Annotated in this window: 13 protein-coding genes and 5 tRNA genes; 8 read left to right on the forward strand and 10 right to left on the reverse strand. The window is 72.2% G+C overall.

Annotation, left to right across the window (positions count from 1 at the left end; translation table 11 throughout):
• Positions 1–17: 17 nt before the first annotated feature.
• The gene (locus QUG93_RS00425) at positions 18–2,126 is read right to left on the reverse strand and encodes an acyl-CoA dehydrogenase family protein (RefSeq protein ID WP_289471667.1); all 2,109 of its coding nucleotides are present in this window, start codon (positions 2,124–2,126) and stop codon (positions 18–20) included.
• A gap of 209 nt (positions 2,127–2,335) precedes the next feature.
• Between QUG93_RS00425 and QUG93_RS00430 the strand changes: the two genes are divergently transcribed.
• Entirely contained in the window at positions 2,336–3,799 is a 1,464-nt protein-coding gene (locus QUG93_RS00430; protein WP_289471668.1) for a peptide MFS transporter, read from the forward strand.
• 236 nt (positions 3,800–4,035) lie between these two features.
• Here the strand turns inward: QUG93_RS00430 and QUG93_RS00435 are convergent, their stop codons facing one another.
• The 5 genes from QUG93_RS00435 to QUG93_RS00455 all read right to left on the reverse strand — a co-directional run bounded on the left by QUG93_RS00435 (position 4,036) and on the right by QUG93_RS00455 (position 10,436).
• Entirely contained in the window at positions 4,036–4,323 is a 288-nt protein-coding gene (locus QUG93_RS00435; RefSeq protein ID WP_289471669.1) for a hypothetical protein, read from the reverse strand.
• 214 nt (positions 4,324–4,537) lie between these two features.
• Positions 4,538–7,903 (reverse strand): ATP-binding protein, encoded by a 3,366-nt coding sequence (locus QUG93_RS00440; protein WP_289471670.1) that lies wholly within the window; start codon positions 7,901–7,903, stop codon positions 4,538–4,540.
• A complete protein-coding gene (locus QUG93_RS00445) occupies positions 7,900–8,739 on the reverse strand; it encodes a DUF4194 domain-containing protein (protein ID WP_289471671.1) in 840 nt (279 codons plus the stop codon). Before QUG93_RS00445 ends, QUG93_RS00440 begins: the two co-directional genes overlap by 4 nt.
• Complete coding sequence (locus tag QUG93_RS00450) at positions 8,736–10,253, reverse strand: DUF3375 family protein (protein WP_289471672.1); 1,518 nt, start codon at positions 10,251–10,253, stop codon at positions 8,736–8,738. Before QUG93_RS00450 ends, QUG93_RS00445 begins: the two co-directional genes overlap by 4 nt.
• 110 nt (positions 10,254–10,363) lie before the next feature.
• Positions 10,364–10,436: transfer RNA gene (locus QUG93_RS00455), tRNA-Val, on the reverse strand.
• Positions 10,437–10,865: 429 nt separating this feature from the next.
• On the opposite strand from QUG93_RS00455, the gene QUG93_RS00460 reads away from it, so the two are divergent.
• The 5 genes from QUG93_RS00460 (at position 10,866) to QUG93_RS00480 (ending at position 13,013) form a co-directional block, all read left to right on the forward strand.
• Positions 10,866–10,937: transfer RNA gene (locus QUG93_RS00460), tRNA-Gly, on the forward strand.
• Between the two features lie 82 nt (positions 10,938–11,019).
• Positions 11,020–11,093, forward strand: a tRNA-Cys gene (locus QUG93_RS00465).
• Positions 11,094–11,138: 45 nt separating this feature from the next.
• Positions 11,139–11,210, forward strand: a tRNA-Val gene (locus QUG93_RS00470).
• A gap of 305 nt (positions 11,211–11,515) precedes the next feature.
• The gene (locus QUG93_RS00475; RefSeq protein WP_289471673.1) at positions 11,516–12,427 is read left to right on the forward strand and encodes a beta-1,6-N-acetylglucosaminyltransferase; all 912 of its coding nucleotides are present in this window, start codon (positions 11,516–11,518) and stop codon (positions 12,425–12,427) included.
• A 52-nt stretch (positions 12,428–12,479) separates the two neighbouring features.
• Positions 12,480–13,013: a hypothetical protein gene (locus tag QUG93_RS00480; protein ID WP_289471674.1), complete on the forward strand. Its 534-nt coding sequence runs from the start codon at positions 12,480–12,482 to the stop codon at positions 13,011–13,013.
• On the opposite strand, the gene QUG93_RS00485 is transcribed toward QUG93_RS00480, so the two are convergent.
• Positions 12,998–13,204, reverse strand: coding sequence for a hypothetical protein (locus tag QUG93_RS00485; RefSeq protein ID WP_058727894.1), 207 nt, complete (start codon positions 13,202–13,204; stop codon positions 12,998–13,000). The two genes, QUG93_RS00480 and QUG93_RS00485, sit on opposite strands and share 16 nt — an antisense overlap.
• A gap of 282 nt (positions 13,205–13,486) precedes the next feature.
• On the opposite strand from QUG93_RS00485, the gene QUG93_RS00490 reads away from it, so the two are divergent.
• Positions 13,487–13,558: transfer RNA gene (locus tag QUG93_RS00490), tRNA-Gly, on the forward strand.
• A gap of 94 nt (positions 13,559–13,652) precedes the next feature.
• On the opposite strand, the gene QUG93_RS00495 is transcribed toward QUG93_RS00490, so the two are convergent.
• From QUG93_RS00495 to QUG93_RS00505, 3 genes are read right to left on the reverse strand one after another with little or no spacing between them, the layout of a single operon-like run.
• Positions 13,653–13,901 (reverse strand): DUF6510 family protein, encoded by a 249-nt coding sequence (locus tag QUG93_RS00495; protein WP_289471675.1) that lies wholly within the window; start codon positions 13,899–13,901, stop codon positions 13,653–13,655.
• On the reverse strand, positions 13,901–14,698 hold the full coding sequence (locus QUG93_RS00500) for an FAD-binding oxidoreductase (protein WP_289471676.1): 798 nt from the start codon (positions 14,696–14,698) through the stop codon (positions 13,901–13,903). The genes QUG93_RS00495 and QUG93_RS00500 overlap by 1 nt, the downstream gene beginning before the upstream one ends.
• Positions 14,695–15,288, reverse strand: a complete 594-nt coding sequence (locus tag QUG93_RS00505) for a molybdopterin-dependent oxidoreductase (RefSeq protein WP_289471677.1) — start codon at positions 15,286–15,288, stop codon at positions 14,695–14,697. The genes QUG93_RS00500 and QUG93_RS00505 overlap by 4 nt, the downstream gene beginning before the upstream one ends.
• Positions 15,289–15,520: 232 nt before the next feature.
• Here QUG93_RS00505 and phoA point away from each other — a divergent pair, with 232 nt between their 5' ends.
• On the forward strand, positions 15,521–17,212 hold the full coding sequence (gene phoA / locus QUG93_RS00510) for an alkaline phosphatase (protein WP_289471678.1): 1,692 nt from the start codon (positions 15,521–15,523) through the stop codon (positions 17,210–17,212).
• The last annotated feature ends 51 nt before the right edge of the window (positions 17,213–17,263 follow it).

A 17,263-nucleotide genomic window follows, 5' to 3' on the forward strand; every position in this document is an offset into this window, starting at 1 on the left:
CAACCCCGTGGGGTTGATCACGGCTGTGGCTTCTTCTCCTGCTCGGGCAGACGACCCGCTGCGGCCTCGGCAGCGAACCAGGCGGCCGCCTCCTCCTGCCGAGCGCGCTCCTCGCCCAGGGCGATCGGCGCACGGACGTGCTCCGGTGCGTACCCGAACGACTCGATGAGCTGCGGCACGACCGGACGCAGCCGAGCCACCAGACGGTCCACGTACGCGGACACCGCGCGTGCACGCTGCGCCGTGAGTCGACCGTGCACGAGGTGCCAGTCGAGGTGCTGCTCGAGCAGGCCCAGGGCGAACAGGTCACGCAGCCAGACGAGCACGCGACGGGTGTCCCCGGGGGCGACCGACTCGATCGCGGCGGTGAACGCGTCCCACTGCATCAGCTCGGCGTGCGCCTTCGCCGCCTCGATCAGCTCGTGCTGCGAACGGTTCAGCAGCCGGGCCGCGCGGTCACGGTCCTTGCCCGCGGACGCCAGGCGCATCCCGATCTCGGTCACCATCGTCTCGACGCGGCCGGCGAGCAGTGCGCGCTGCGTGCGCGGGTCCTGCAGGTCGCTGACGCTCGACGCCATCGACCCGCGGTCCGCCACCGCCTGTCCGAGGCGTCGGATCCCGGATGCGTCAGCCAGCTTGGAGGCCGCCTGCGCCGCGACGAACCTCGCCGTCGACGCAGCGTCCCGAGGGGCCTTGGCGCGGAACTCGGTGAGCAGCCGCTTGCCGACCAGCTGGAGCAGGATCGTGTTGTCGCCCTCGAACGTGACGTAGACGTCCAGGTCGGCCCGCAGCCCGGTGAGCCGGTTCTCGGCCAGGAAGCCCGCGCCGCCGCACGCCTCGCGGCACTCCTGCAGGGTGTCGAGCGCCGACCACGTCGACATCGACTTGAACGCGGCCGCCTGGGTCTCGAGATCCTCGCGGCGCTGCGGGGTGTCCTCGCGCCCGCTGAAGACGTCGTCGAAGGTCTGCAGGAGCTGCTCGTGCGCGAACGACTGTGCGAACACGGTCGCGAGCCGGGGGATGAGCCGCCGCTGGTGCCGCCCGTAGTCGAGGAGCACCCCCTCGTCGCCGCCGCCCGTCGGGAACTGACGACGTTCCATCGCGTACGTGAGGGCGATCTGCAGCCCGATCTTCTGCGCGACCACCGCGGCACCGTCGAGCGACACCCGGCCCTGCACGAGCGTGCCGAGCATCGTGAAGAACCGGCGTCCGGGCGAGGCGATCGGGGAGCTGTACGTGCCGTCCTCAGCGACGTCGCCGTACCGGTTCAGCAGGTTCGTGCGGGGCACGCGGACGTGGTCGAACCAGAGCCGACCGTTGTCGATGCCGTTGAGGCCGCCCTTGACCCCGTCGTCCTCGCCGCCCACTCCGGGCAGGAACGCGCCGTCGGCGTCGCGGAGCGGCACGTAGAACGCGTGCACACCGTGGTCGACGCCGGCGGTGACGAGCTTCGCGAAGACCACGGCCGCCTTGCCGTGCAGCGCCGCGTTGCCGATGTAGTCCTTCCACGCACCGCGGAACGGCGTGTGGATCTCGAACTCCTGCGCCGCCGGGTCGTACGTCGCCGTGGTGGCGATGCTCTGGACGTCGGAGCCGTGCCCGGTCTCGGTCATCGCGAAGCAGCCGGGGACGTCGAACCGGATGATGCCGGGCAGGAACTCGCGGTGGTTGCGCTCGGTGCCGAGGTGGTGGACGGCCGAGCCGAACAGGCCCCACTGCACGCCGGCCTTGATCTGCAACGACGGGTCCGCGGTGGTCAGCTCCTCGAACGCCGCGAGGTTGCCGCCGTGGTTCTCCTGGCCGCCGAACTCCGTCGGGTACGGGCGCTGGATCGCACCCGCGTCGACGAGCACCTGCAGTTGTCCCAGCGCGCGGGCGCGGTGCTCGGCGATCGGCTGGCCCTCGATCTTGTGCAGGCCCGGGTCGAGCGTCAGCCGCCGTGAGATCCGGCGGTCCTCGGCCCAGCGCCCGAGCAGGAGCTCGCCCAACAGCGTCGTGTCGATGCGGACGTCCGTGTCCGTCGAACCGACCGGGGTCCCCGCTGCCGGGTCGCCGGTGGCGTCGGCGTTCGGTGCCTCGGACGCGGTGGACGTCGAGGTGGGGCGTGCGGGTGCGGTGTCGACCATGGGGGAGCCTTCCTGAACTGCTCTGTCCGTGTTGCACTGCACACGCTATGCACTCCGGCCGGGCGTCACCCGAACGCCGTGCGGGTGCACAATCGTGCGCGACGCAGTCGGACGACGATGGTGGGAACCCTCCAAGACCCGCCCGGGAGCGTTTGTGCGCGGCCCGACCCGATTCGGACGGTCGGGAGGTGCCGGGGCACAGTGGGAGGATGTCTCGCACCACCCCACCGAGCGCTCCGGCGCAGCACCGCACCTTCTTCGGGCAGCCGTTCGAACTGTCGACACCGTTCGCGGTGGAGCTCTGGGAGCGGTTCTCGTTCTACGGGATGCAGGGCATCGTCCTCATCTACATGTACTACACGGCCACCCAGGGCGGCCTCGGCATCGACGAGGGCACCGCGAAGGGCATCATGGGCGCCTACGGCGGCGCGGTGTACCTCTTCACCATCATCGGCGCGTGGATCGCCGACCGCTTGATCGGTGCTGACCGGACGCTCTTCGGCAGTGCGATCGTGGTGATGCTCGGGCACATCGGACTCGCGCTCGTCCCCGGGGTTGCCGGGGTGGGAGTCGGCCTCGTGCTCATCGCCCTCGGGTCCGGCGGCCTCAAGGCCACGGCGACGACCATCGTCGGCGGGCTCTACGACCGCGAGGACCCGCGGCGCGACGCCGGCTTCTCGCTGTACTACCTCGGGGTGAACCTCGGTGCGTTCTTCGGGCCGCTCCTGACCGGACTGCTGCAGTCGTCCCTCGGCTTCCACTACGGCTTCGGGCTCGCCGCCGTCGGCATGGCCGCCGGTCTCGTGCAGTACGGCATCCGTCGCCGCAAGCTGCCCGAGTCCGTCCGACACGTCACGAACCCCGTCGAGCGTCGTCGTCTGCCCCTGGTCGGCGGCCTGGCCGGCGTCGTGCTCGTCGTGGTGGTCGTGGCGGTCCTGACCGGGCTGCTGACCGTGGGCAACCTGCCCACCGTCGTGGTGGCTGTGGTCATCGTCGCGACCATCGTGTACTTCGTCGTCATCCTGACCAGCGGCATCACCCCCGAGGAACGCTCGCGGGTGCTCGGCTTCATCCCGCTCTTCATCGCCAGTGCGGTCTTCTGGTCGCTGTACCAGCAGCAGTTCACGGTCGTGACGGAGTACTCCGACCAGCGGCTGGACCGATCGCTCGGCGGCTGGGAGATGCCCGTTGCGTGGGTCCAGTCCATCAACCCGGTCTTCATCATCGTGCTCTCCGGCGTCGCCGCGGCGATCTGGACGAAGCTCGGCGACCGGCAGCCGTCCACGCCGACGAAGTTCGCCCTCGGCACCGGCATCATGGGCGTCGCGTTCCTGCTGTTCCTGCCCTTCACCGGCACGGGTGAGAACGGCACGCCGCTCCTGGCCCTCGTGGCGATCCTGTTCGTCTTCACCATCGCGGAGCTCCTGCTCTCCCCGGTCGGGCAGTCCGTGGCGACGAAGCTCGCACCGGCGCGCTTCCAGACGCAGATGGTGGCGCTGTTCTTCCTGTCGGTGTCGCTCGGGACCGCCGCGACCGGCGTGCTGTCGCAGTACTACTCCCCGACGGACGAGGTGCCGTACTTCACGGTGCTCGGCCTGGTCGCCGTGGCGGTCGGCGTCGTGCTGCTGCTCTGCGCGAAGCCGGTGCTGCGCCTCATGCGCGGCATCCGCTGACCGGTCCGCCACCCGACGGCGGAGGTGCGCGGCGGGACGGACCGTCGCCGAGCCTCCCGACCCGGATCCGGTAGCCTGGACGCGGCCACGACGGCCACCGCCACACCGGCCCCGGATCGCAAGGAGTCACCCATGCTCGAACTCATCGCAGGCATCATCATCGGAGTCGGCGTGCTCGGCGGCGTGGGGCTCTGCATGGCGGTCGCCGCCATGCTCAAGAGCGGCAACGAGGAGTACTAGACCTCGTCCGCCGCTGCCGGTTCCACCGGCACCAGCTGACGACCCAGGACGGTCGCGCGCTCGAAGGGGCCGCGGCCGTCCTTCGTGTACGCGGGCTCGTCGAACGCGACCGTCCACGTGCGCTGCGTCCCGCCGAGCTGCACGCCCCCGGGTGCCACGATCACGCCGATCGGCTCGTCCGCCCACCGCTCACCGCCGCGGTCGGTGTCGACCACCTGCACGAGGGCGCCGATGCCGAGCCCGGCGTCGTCTGGGCGGGGGCTGGGGGAGCGTCGTCCGAACACGCGCCCACCGTAGCGCGCCCACCGGTGCGCGGCTGCCCGGGCGCACCCACCGTGCCGGCCGCGGTGCGGCGGACGGGAGGCACGTGGCGGCCCGGCACCGTGCCTCCCCTCCGGCGAGCGGGCTGGAACCGTCGGTGCGGGGCGCTGAGTGTGACGGACAGCGCCGTGCGCCGTGCGCGGCGCGCCGCGCGCGGCGCACGCCCCCGCCCGCCGCCTACGCCCGGACGATCTCCGTGATGGACGAGTGGCCCGTCTCCGGGTGCTTCCGCATCGACAGCAGGCGCTCCATCGACGGTTCGAGCGCGGTGACCTTGTCGAGCGGCGCGCTCACCACGAGCTGGAACCCGAGCCGGAGCCACGCCGTCACGGCACGACCCGCGAACTCCGAGTCCGCCTTGATGAACGCCTCGTCGAGGAACACCGGCGCGAACCGGGGCCGTGGTCGGGTCTCGTCGCCGAGCTGGTAGCGGAGCGCCGCCCCGACGATGAACGCCACGAGCTCCTGCGTCTCGCCGCCGGACTTGTCGCCGAGCGACGAGTAGACGCCGAGGTCGTTGCCCTCGGTGTCGTACCGCACGGCCGTGATCTCCATGTGCCGACGGACGTCGAGCACGGCATCGCGCTGCGTCGTCCGACCGCGTGCCGCGGCGGGGTCGGGACGGATCACCGCCATGAACCGGCGCAGCCGCCGGAAGCGGGTCTCGAGCACGTCGTCGGTGAGCTCGGTGTCGACCGAGGCGGACAGGGCACGGAGCTCGCGTCGGAACGCCGTCACGTCCTCGCGGGTGACCCGCCGGATCTGGATCTTCAAGCGGTCCCGGTTCGCGCCGAACGGCAGCTCGCGCAGGATCTCGTTGACGGGCTCGAGTCGCTCCTCGATCTCGACGACGGCGCGGTCGAAGGCTCCGGCGAGCGGCACGAGGTCCTCGCCGCTCCACTGCGACAGCCGCCGACGCCACTCGCTGCGCCGCGCGTGCAGGCCGGTCGCGACGATGTCGTCGAGGATCGCGTGGTAGTCCGGGTACGACGCGACACCGGTGCCGAGGTTCGGGTCGGGCCACGCGTCCTGGTACCGCTGGAACGTCAGCGTGAGCGCCGTCGAGGCCGCGGCGGCGCCGTCGAGTGCCTGGGCGAGCCGCTCCTCGAGCCGGCGCCGGAGTCGGCGCGCGGCGTCGTCGAAGCCGTCGATGCCGTCCGGCGCCCCGACCTCCTCGAAGGCCTCGGCGAGCAGCTGTGCCTGTGCTTCGTCCGGCAGCGACTCGGGTGTGTCCTCGAACCGCGCGAGGATCTCGGCGGCCGCGTCCTGCCCGTCCACGAGCACGGCGTGCCGGTCCTCGAGCCTGGTGACGGTCAACCGTGCGGCGGCGCGTCGGTCGGCGGCCTCGTCGAGCGACCGACGGAGCCGTGCGACGGACTCGCGCAGGGTGCGCAGGCCGTCGTCGGCGGCGAGCAACGCCTGGCGTTCCGCGTCGAGCCGCGCCAGCGACTCCTCGATGCCGGCGACGTCGATCCCGTCCCAGGTGGTGTCGACGACGTGCTGGTGTGCGGCGCGCAGGGCGTCGAGCGCGGTGATGTCCTGCGCGACGTCGGTGCGCCGGGCCTCGAGGGTCGCGAGGTCCTGCGCGATGGCGGCGAGCTCCTGCTCGACGGAGGCCACCCGGGCCTCGTTCGTGAACCCGATGACGTTCGACTGTCGGCGGTCGCCGTGCGCACCGCGGCGTCCGTCGCGGAGCTGCCCCGACATGGTCACGCGACGGCCCTCGCCCGCGAGCTCGCCGGCGGACGCGACGCACCGGGCGTCGATGCGGTCGGACTCGATCCGCGACCGCACCCACGTGCTGAACGGCGAGTCCTTGACGGCGAGCTTGCCCGACACCATCGCCGGGTCGCCGTCGAGCTCGAGGTGCGGACCGGTCGGCACGCCCTCGAACTGCACGCGGACCGGCAGCTGGAGCGCGTCGATCGCCTCGCTGAAGGCGGAGAGCTGGTCTTCGTCGACGAGCAGCGTGCGGGCGACCGGCGCCAGGACGGACTCGATCGCGGTCCGCCACTGCTCCTCGGCGGGCAGCACGTCGAGCAGTTCGGCGACGAACGGCAGCGAGTCGGGGGAGATCCCCGCCGCCCGGGCCATCGCGAGGCGGGCCTCGTGCATCGGCAGCGGCATCGCGCCCTGGCGGTGTTCGAGCGACCGCCGCTCCTGGCGCAGCGAGCGCTCGCGGTCGAGGAGCGGGTACTCCTCCCGCGTCAGGGCGTCGCGGCGGTCGTCGAGCTCGGACCGTGCCGCCGCGTACGCGCCGAGGAACTCGTGGGACGCCCGCTGCGCGGCGACGAAGGAGGACTCCGACGCGCAGGACAGGCCGAGCGCCTCGGTCCGCTCGTCGAAGGTGTGCCGCGTCCGGGCGACGGCGTCGCGCTCGCGCGTCCGGCGGTCGATGCGGTCCTCGAGCTGGGCGAGCGCGTTGCCGCCCTGGTCACGGAGGCGCCCCTCGGCCTCGCGGAGCTCGATCTCGACCGCCGCGTGTCGGGCTTCGGTCGCGGCGACGTCAGCGCGCGCGGCGGTCCGCTCGCGGCCGTTCCGCTCGACCTCGGCGTCGAGCAGGGCACGCTTCCGCGAGGCCGTCCAGTGCGCGAACGGGGAGACCTCGGCGCCGGTCGCGATGCCGTCCAGCGCGTCGGCCGCGGCCTTCGAGCGGGCGATCTCCTCGTGCAGCTCGACGATGGGCGAGAGGATCCGGACCTTCCGCTCCTCGGTGTCCATCGCCTCGTACGCCTCGTCGAGCGCCGAGAAGTGTGCCAACGCGCGGTCGGCGGCCTCGTAGGTGGCGGGCGTCTCGAGCACGAGCGACTTGTAGAGCGCGTCGACGGTCGGCAGGTGCTGCCCGGCCTGGATGCGTGCGAGCAGGCGCATCGCGCGGTTGCCGCCGCCGGAGTCACCGATCCCCAGACGGGTCTGCAGCGTGTACGCGAGCTCCTGGTACGTGTCACGCACGACGAGACCCGGCACGCGGCCGGTCAGCTCGAGGTGGTGGAAGCGCGACGGCACGAACTCCTCGAGCCGGCGCAGGTCGAACGTGTCGTCGACGGTCGCCATCGTCATCTGGATGTCGCCGACGCCGCGGGCACGCTTCGGCACGATGTAGGCGCGCAGCACCGTGAAGCGCCGCTCGTCGTCGTTCCGGAACGTCACGGCGACGGCACCCCACGTGGTCTGGTCGTCGCCGCGCAGGTTGACGTCGCGCAGGGCGCCGGTCTCCGGGTCGCGCCGCGTGTCGACCTTGCCCCGCAGGTACGTCAGCAGGTTGCGCTGGTCGGCGCTCCGGGCACGACCGGTGGTCGCGTCGTTCGACGCACCGTTGAACGGGACGTCCGAGGGCATCATGACCGCCAGGTAGGCGTCCATCAGCGTCGACTTGCCGGTACCCGAGGCACCGGAGATGAGCGTCGCGGTACCGGACAGCTCGACGTGGCGGTGGCCGTGGAACCCGCCCCAGTTCACGACCTGCATCGACTCGGCGCGCCACTGCGCGACGGTGTCGAACAGTGCGGGGATGACGGTGTCGTCGATCACGGAGTCGGTCATGCGTCCGTCTCGCCTTCGTCGTCGGTGTCGGTGTGGTCGGCCGGGAGGCGCGGGGCGCCGCCGTCGCGCTCGTCACCCGGAAGCGTGGTCGCGGCCGTCCGTGCGCCGTCCTCCGATCCGACGGTCGCGTCGTCGGACACGGAGTCCTCCGATCGGGCGGTGCCGACCGTCTGCAGCCAGCGGTCGAGTTCGCGGAGCTGCTCGAGGGGGAGCAGGACCTCGACGACGCTGGCGACGCGGAAGCGGTCCGGGTCGGAGGTGCGGATGAGGATGCGCGCCGTGACGAGGCGCTCGAGGGCCTTCGCCACCCGGGACTCGTCGCGGGTGCGGTCGGTGGTCGCGGGGAGGAAGCCGGACACGTGCCCGAGGATCTCCGACCGGTCGACCACCACCTGGTCGAGCCCCGGACGGGCGTCGGCACGCAGCCGCATCCGCAGGTAGACCAGGACGATCGTCTCCTCGCGGGTGTACGGGACGTCGCGCAGCAGGGTCGGGAAGGCACGGCGCTGGCTCTCCGACCGGGCCTGGCGCTTCCAGGCGACCTCGCGGTCGCGGTCCACGTGGAGCTCGAGGAACAGGTCGTTGAGGCGTGAGCGCAGCTGGTGCTCGCCGTCGGTGATCGCGCGCCACTCGTCGGCGTGGGTCCGCGCGCTCACGTAGGTGTGGCGCAGCAGCGCGACCAGGGCGCGGCGCTGCGGCTCGTCGAGCCGGCCCTCGTCGCCCTCGAAGAGGGCGAAGCTCGTCTCGTCCCGCTCGTCGAGCGCGGTGTCGACGTCGACGGGGTCGATGGTGTCGGGGTCCGTCTCGTCGACGGGAGCCGTCGTCGTGTCGCTCACCGTGCCTCCAGGCCGTTGTCGTCGTCGTGCTGGTCGTCCGTCCGCGAGCCGGTCAGCGTCGCGGTCGGCATGTACAGGGTGACCGTCTCGCCGTCGGGTCGCACCGTGCGGTGCGGCACCACGTGGGCAGCGGTCTCGAAGTCCTCGTTGCCGGTGAGCAGGTGCGCGAGGCCGAAGAGCTCGACCGGGCGGCGCTGCTCCGGCGGGAGCGCGTGGAAGGCCGACGCGCTGTCCGGCGCGGCGCCGAGGGCGGCGCGGAGCTCGGCGAGCAACGGGCCGCCGTGGCGCCGGAGGGACTCGACGTCGAGCTCCTCGAAGACGTCGTCGTCCGGTTCCTCGATGGGCGGTGGGACGGCGTCGTTGTCGGGGTCGTGGAAGCGTTCGCGCAGCGTGCCGACCTCGGCCGTCGCGGGGAGCAGGCCCAGGGGCACGCGGTCGCGCGCGGTCCCGGAGTCGATCCAGGCGGCCAGCCCGCGGTTCACCGACCGGAGGACGGCGTCGAGCTCGCGGTCCCGGACGACGTCGTGCGCCACGATCTGGTCGCGGAGCGTCGCCGTGAGCTGTCGGCGCTGTGCGAGGACGTCCTCGATGCCCTGCCGCAGGATGCTCACCGTGTTGCGGAAGGCCCGACGCTCGCCTGCCCCGAGGGACTCGGCGAACGGGTGCGCGAGGATCACGGCGATGTCGTCGCGGAGCCGCAGCAGCAGCGCGTCGTCGCGCAGGAGTTCGAAGGCGCCCTCGAACGCGCGGCCCTCCGGGGTGGCCTGCATGAGGTCGTCCGTGCGGGCGAGGTAGTCGTCGAGGATCTCGCCGATCGGTCGGACCTCCTGCCGGAAGTCCTCGACGATCGAGCGGTGCATCGTCGCGACCGCCTCCTCGACGCGCTTGAAGTCGCTCGGCAGCTGACGGATGAGGTCGGAGATGTTCGTGTAGCCGTCGCGCATCCGGGCGTCGTCGACGGCCTCGACCACCTCGCCGCGCACCAGCCGGTCACGCTCGGCCTGCAGCTCGGCGATCTGTGCGTCGAGCCGCCGGACCTGGACCTCGGGGTCGGGCTCGGCGCGCGCCGCCCACCGGTGCACCGCGTCCACGATCATCGCCAGACGGCTCTCGCTGATCAGGGCACGGTCGGCGCTCAGCGCGTCCACCAGACTGAGGGCCTCGAGCGCGTGGCTCGTCAGGGAGTACTGCTCGTCGCCGTCGGGGGAGTTCGAGCGGACGAGCCACTGCGCGGCGACCCAGTCGCGGCAGAGCGCGCGGCCGTTCGGGCGGGCGTCGGTGTCGCCGTCGGCCTGGTCGCTCGCCGGCACCCGCGCGCCCGTCGCCTGCAGTCGCGCGACGTGCTCCTCGACCTGCAGGTGCATGCGGTCGGCGGGGACGTACTGGACGTCGCGGTCGAACACCGTCCGGAACACCGCGATGACGGCGGCGCTCGTGGGGCGGGACATGAGCCGGAGGGTCGGGCGGTCGAGGACCGCGCGCACGCGGGAGAACTCGAGGTCGACGTCGGTCATGGGTCCTTGCTCGTTGGTGTGTCGTGACGGTCCGGGCCGAGGAACGAGAAGAGCCCGACGCGTGTGCGCCGGGCTCTACTCGGGTGTTCTTCAGGCCCTGGATGGGCACGTGGGCGATACCAGACTCGAACTGATGACCTCTTCGGTGTGAACGAAGCGCGCTACCAACTGCGCCAATCGCCCCCTGCACTTGCGTGCCAGTCGATAGTAGCGGACGTTCGGGCTCCCGCCGAACACGACGCGTCACCCGGGTGTGGCGTGCCCGGCGCGGGGTGCCCGGTGCCCGGTGCCCGGTGCTGGTGCTGGTGCTGGTGCTCGTGCGTGCTGGTGCTGGTGCTCGTGCGTGGCCCGTGGCGCCGTGCGCGTTCGGGCGTACTGGGTGGAAGCGGGCGTACCTGGTGCTCCACGTCGACCAGGTGTGCCCGGAACCGCCAGGCATCGCGGCTGCCACGGGAAGGAACGGGCACCCGCGGACCCCCTCGATCCGCGTGAACACGGGGGACACGCCCGGTGAACGGGGAGGATTTTGGCACACGGGGCCCGGTTCGTATAGAGTTCTTCTCGTCGCCGCGACAGCGGGAAGACAAGAGCGGCCTCCGGGGCGTTCGAAGTGCGGATGTGGCGCAGTGGTAGCGCATCACCTTGCCAAGGTGAGGGTCGCGAGTTCGAATCTCGTCATCCGCTCGAGTGTGGGAGTCTCCGGACGACCACGACTCACCAGAGGGTATCCCACCGTTCGGGTACTCACGGAGACGTGAACCTCGATGGTGGGGTGGCCGAGAGGCTAGGCAGCGGCCTGCAAAGCCGTCCACGCGGGTTCGAATCCCGTCCCCACCTCCAGCAACACCCTCCAAGATCCTGCACGACCATGGTCAGCAGATCTCTGGGCGATTGGCGCAGCGGTAGCGCGCTTCCCTGACACGGAAGAGGTCACTGGTTCGATCCCAGTATCGCCCACAGCAGGAAACCCCCGGGAAACCCCGGGGGTTTTCGTGTTCCCGGTGATCGGGTGAGGCGGTTGACGAGGCGCGTGGTGGCGTCCGGTTCCCGCCCTCCCCGGCCGGACGGTCGGACGACTCGTGTGACAACCCGTCGAGATGGTTGCGGTGTTCCGTACCGATGGTCCCGAGGAGTTCCACGATGCCCGTCCCCGTGGCACCGTCGTGGTGGACGCGACGGACCACGGCTCGCGCACGACCGAACGGGCGGGTTCCCGCCGTCACCCGACGGTGTACGCCCCCCCCAGCGAGAAGGTGACCACCATGGCCGAAGACGCCGCTCCTGAGCTCGCGTGCGTCATCCTCGCGCACAACGACCCGGAGCACGTGCACCGGCTGATCGAAGCGCTCGACCCGTTCCCCGTGTACCTCCACGTCGACGCCCGGGCGTCGGACGACGTGTTCGGCGCCATCACGGCGGACCTCCCCGCACGGGTGACGGTCCTGCCGCGGCGTCCGACCGCCTGGGCGACCTGGGGTGCCGTCGAGGCCGAGATCGAGGGCTACCGGGCAGCGCTCGCGGACGGCGGGGTGACGCACATCGCGCTCGTCTCCGGCGCCGACTACCCGACGGCATCCATCGCGGAGATCCGCGCGCTGCTCCGTGACCACCGCTCCGATTCGTTCTCGGTCTCCTCGCCCCTGCCGTACGCCCAGTGGGGCCGCTCGGGCGGGTTCGACCGGTTGCGCTACCGGCACTGGGCCTGGGGGAAGCGGATGCTCCGGCTGCCCGTGCCCCGTCGACTCCCGCGGGACGTCGTCTTCGCAGGTGGACCGTCGTCGAAGATCCTCGCGGTGGACCACGCCCGCGCGGTCGTCAGGACCTACGACACGCACCCCGAGCTGGTCCGGTTCTGGCGTCGGACCTGGTCGTCCGACGAGACCTTCGTGAACTCGGTCCTCAACACTCCGCGGTTCGTCCCGGGGTGGCAGGACCACCACGTCGGGGACGTCTTCCTCTGGTGGATCGACTGGGGCGGGCCCCGCAAGAAGAGCCCGCCGTGGATCGATGCCGAGGCGCTCCCGCGGCTCGCGGCCAGGCGCTGGACGTCGGAGCAGGTGATCCCGTGGGTGTTCGCCCGCAAGTTCTCGACGGCCGCGAGCACCGCGGTCCTCGACGAGCTGGACGAGATGCACGGCCTCCGCCAGGAGGCGGTGACGTCCGACGCTCCCTGACCGGGGTCGGAGCGACCCGTGGCAGGCTCGGAACACGGGGTGGACACGACGCTTGCCGACCTGGTTGCTCGCGCTGTCGACGGCGATCGTGTTCGCCGCAGCGTGGTTCGCCTCGACGTACCTGACGATGCCCGGACTCGAGCTCGCTCCCCGAGCACTCGTGTCCGCGTTCGTCGGCGTGCTGTACGGCGCGGGGATGGGCATCTGGTCCGCACGTGTGCGTCGCGGCCACGGGAGTGCTGCGGGTCGCCCGGGCTGGCGTCGCTCGATCCGGAGCGGGACAGTACCGGTCGACGTCGACGTCGACGAGTGGCGCCGAGCGCTGCGCCACCACCAGCGACAGTACCGGCCGCTCCGCTGGGCGGCACCGACGCTGTACCTGCCGATGACGGCGCTGTCCGTGGCGCTCGCGGTCACGGGCGAGCCCCTGTTCTGGCTCGGAACCGCCCTCTTCCTGACGCTCTTCGTCGTCACCGCGGTCACGACGCCGCGCGTGCTCCGCAGGACGGCGTCGATGCTCGCCGAGCTGGACCGTCGAGACGCGGCAGCTCGGCAGGTCGCCGGGGCGGATCAGACCGGGCGGTAGATCGCGATCGGCGGCGCCGACGGGTCGCCGTCGTCGTGCGCATCGCCCGTGGCGAGCCACGTCCGGCCTTCGTGCTCGATGGTCGTCGGCAGGTCGCCGTGGACGAGGATCCGGACCGCCGGGGCGTCGCCGTCGATCAGGTCGACGCCGTGGGCCTCGGTACCGCCCGGGTTGTCGTGCACGTAGCTCATGCGCCGAGTCAACCCGCCGCCCCTGTGAGCCGGGGACGTCCGGCCGCTCGCAGCGTTCGGGTCGCCGCGATCGGCCGGACGGGGGTGGGTGGCCCCTGGTGACCCGGACGACGCTGCTCCTGGCACCGAGGAGTCATCCGGAGCGGACGGTACGTCCGGATTGGTCGGTGTGCTGTCCGCGCACGGGTGGCCCGCCCGCTCGACCTGTCAGCCGGGGCGACGCGCCCGGCGGAGTGTCGGATCCCGGTCCTCGGACGATCCCGGGGTAGAGTGTGCAGGTACGCGGATGTGGCGCAGTGGTAGCGCATCACCTTGCCAAGGTGAGGGTCGCGAGTTCGAATCTCGTCATCCGCTCGGAACACGAAGGCCCTGGTCACCGACCAGGGCCTTCGTCGCGTCGGCGACGACGTCATCGCACGGAGCCCGCGACCGCCGACGGCGAGCGTGCTCAGCCGACCGCGACGGTCCGCGCGCCCGGCAGTCCCACCAGCCGGCCCGCCGGCGTCTCGACCACGGTCACGAGGACCGCGTCGCAGTCCCGGCAGCGTGCGACCGCACCCATCGCCGAGACGTGCACCCGTGTCCGCGCGAGGACCCCGGTCGACCCGCAGCCCCGGCACCGCAGACGCGCGGTCGTCGGCTCCGACCCGAGCACCCCGTCGAGGAGCCCGGCCACCGCGTTCCCGTCGACGACCATCACGCACCACCGAAGCGCTCGGCACGCACGTCGGACACGTCGTGCCCGAGCTCCCCGAGCCACCGCAGGACCTGCTCGACGAACGGCGTCGAACCGCACACGTACACGAGCGCGCCGGCGTCCGGCGGCAGGACCGCACGCTCGAGGGCATCGCGCGTCAACCGTCCCACGGGGGCGTCGGACCCAGCGGGAGCGCGTCGGCTCCAGACCCGGGTGACCGACAGCGGGGCCGCGGCGCGGGCGGCCGTCTCGAGCTCCGCGTCGAAGAAGGCGTCCTCCGGCGTCCGGACGGCGTACAGCAGGCGGAACGGCGCGGGGTCGTCGGCCTCGGCGTGCGCGGTGACCATCGGCAGCAGCGGCACGATCCCGGAGCCACCGGCGATCAGCTGCACCGGACGCTCGGACCGGCCGGGCAGCCAGACGAACCACCCGCCGAGCGGACCGTGCACCTCGACGGCGTCGCCGACCTCGACCGCGTCGACGAGGAACGGCGAGACCTCACCACCGTCGACCCGGTCGACCGCGAGGACCACCTGCGCCCCCTCGCCCGCCGAGGCGATCGAGTAGGACCGCGACGCCTGGTAGCCGTCCTCGGCCGTGAGCCGCAGGTCGAGGTGCTGGCCGGGGTCGTTGCCGGGCCACGTCGGCACGTCGAGGACGATGCGGCGCGCGTTCGGCGTCTCCGGCGCGACCGCGGCGACCGTCGCACGGTGCCAGGCCGGGCGCCTGCGGACCGGTGCCGGCGCGCGCGGGGTGACCCGTGCCTCCCGGCCGTCGACGGGGGAGGGCGCGCTCACCAGTACCGCTCCTCCTTCCAGGGATCGCCGTGCATGTTGTAGCCGGCGTTCTCCCAGAAACCGGGCTCGTCGTCCGCGTGCATGGTGATGCCGCGGAGCCACTTCGCGCTCTTCCAGAAGTACAGGTGGGGGACGAGCAGTCGTGCGGGCCCGCCGTGCTCCGGGGTGAGCGGTCCACCGTCGGCCTCGAAGGCGATCCACGCCTTGCCGTCCAGGAGCTCGTCGAGCGGGACGTTCGTCGTGTAGCCGCCGAAGCTGTGCACCATGCAGAAGTCGAGCGAGGTCTCGACGTCCTCGAAGAGCCGGTCGAGGGGGACACCGCGCCACGGCATGTCGAGCTTCGTCCAGTGGGTGACGCAGTGGATGTCGACCGTGACGTCCTCGACGCCGAGCGCGTGCACCTCGTCCCACGTCCAGGTGCGCAGGCCGCCCTCGGTGCGGATCGAGAAGCTCCAGTCCGCCGGCGCGATGTCCGGCGTGGCGCCCGCGGAGAGCACGGGCCAGTCGCGCACGAGCGTCTGCCCGGGTGGGATCCGCGGGTCGTCGCGGTCGTCGCGTCGGCCGCCGAACCCTCGGGTGAACGTCGCCATGGTGCTCCTCGTGGTCGCGGGTGGTCCCGTCCATCCTGCCGTGCGGCACCGACGCACGTCACGCGGGTGCCGGTCGCGGCCGGGAGGCCCGTGGCCGCGTCCGGCGTCGCAGTCTCCGCCCGTCCGCGGCGAGGGTTCACCGACGCGTCCGCGTCCGTTCACCTGCTGAGTCGCTGCTCAGGTCATCCTCGTGGTGCCACCCGAACGGGTGCCATCACGAGGGGAACACCTGATGCACGCCACTCCCACCAAGCGACGCCGCAGGGCGCTCGCACTCGGCGCCGCGCTCGTCGCAGCCGCCATCGCCGTGCCCGCCGGAGCCGAGGCCGTCGGTCAGCTCGCGCTCAGCCAGCACGGCGGCGCGCAGCGGCACCAGGGCGACCAGACCCGTACCGTCCAGCAGGCGATCCAGCGCGCCGGCGCGAAGAACGTCATCCTGCTCATCGGCGACGGGATGGGCGACTCCGAGATCACGATCGCCCGCAACTACCAGTACGGCGCCGCCGGTCGCCTGCCCGGACTCGACGCACTGCCGCTGACGGGCTCCTACACGACCTACTCCGTCGTGAAGGACGGCGCGGACAAGGGCAAGCCCGACTACGTCACCGACTCGGCAGCCTCGGGCGGCGCCTGGGCGACCGGGACGAAGACCTACGACGGGGCGATCTCCGTCGACGTGGACGGGAAGCCCCAGCAGACGCTGCTCGAGCTCGCGAAGGCGAACGGCCTGCGCACCGGCGACGTCTCGACCGCCGAGATCCAGGACGCCACCCCGGCGGTCCAGGTCGCGCACGTCGGCGCCCGCTCCTGCTACGGCCCGGACACCGCCTCGTGCGGCAGCGACGCGCTGCAGAACGGCGGCCTCGGCTCGATCAGCGAGCAGCTGCTGAACGCCCGCCCCGACGTGACGCTCGGCGGCGGCTCGGCGAGCTTCCAGCAGACGGCGAAGGCCGGTCAGTGGCAGGGCGACACGCTCGTCTCGCAGGCGCAGCAGCGCGGCTACCAGGTCGTGTCCGACGCCGCGGGGCTCGCGGGTGTGCGTGCCGCCGACCAGTCGAAGCCGCTCCTCGGGCTCTTCACGCCGGGCAACTTCCCGACCCGGTACGCACCGACCACGGCCACCGTCGGCGGTGCGGACCAGGCTCCGGTGACGTGCACGGCCAACCCGGCGCGCCTGTCGACCGGGCTCTCGCTGCAGTCACTGACGAACAAGTCGATCCAGCTGCTCGACCGCGGCCGCGGGCAGTCCGGCAAGGGCTTCTTCCTGCAGGTCGAGGGCGCCAGCATCGACAAGCAGGACCACGCCGCCGACGCCTGCGGCCAGATCGGCGAGACGATCGACTTCGACGAGGCCGTGCAGGCCGCGCTCGCCTTCGCCAAGCGGGACGGCAACACGCTCGTCATCGCCACCGCCGACCACGCCCACTCGAGCCAGATCGTGGACAACACGCCGCCGACCTCGCTGTCGACCGCGCTCCGCACTGCCGACGGCACCACGATGAAGGTGTCGTACGGCACGGCGGGTGCCGGGTCCTCGCAGCAGCACACCGGCACGCAGGTCCGCATCGCGGCCTACGGCCCGGGGGCGGCGAACGTGGTCGGGCTCTCCGACCAGACCGACACGTTCTCCACCATCCGCGACGGGCTGCGCCTGTCGGAGGACGTCGCCGCGCTGAGCCGTGGTGCCCGGGTGGACGTGTCCGACCGGTCGCCGCAACGCGGGGAGCGGGTCACCTTCACCGCGAGCCGGTTCGCCGGCGACCGGCAGGTCCGGGTGCAGGCCGGGAACACCGACCTCGGCACGCTCGACCTGGTCGACGGACGAGCGTCGCTGCGGTGGAAGGCCGAGCGCGGCTCGACGACGGTGACGTTCACCGGCGTGCAGACCGGTCGTCAGGCCACCGCGCAGGTCCGCGTGCGCTGACACTTCCCTCGCAAGACGCAACCCCGGCGGTTGCTCGCAGCGGAACAGCGC

Origin of the sequence: Curtobacterium caseinilyticum (assembly GCF_030363035.1) — a bacterium.
GTDB lineage: Bacteria > Actinomycetota > Actinomycetes > Actinomycetales > Microbacteriaceae > Curtobacterium > Curtobacterium caseinilyticum.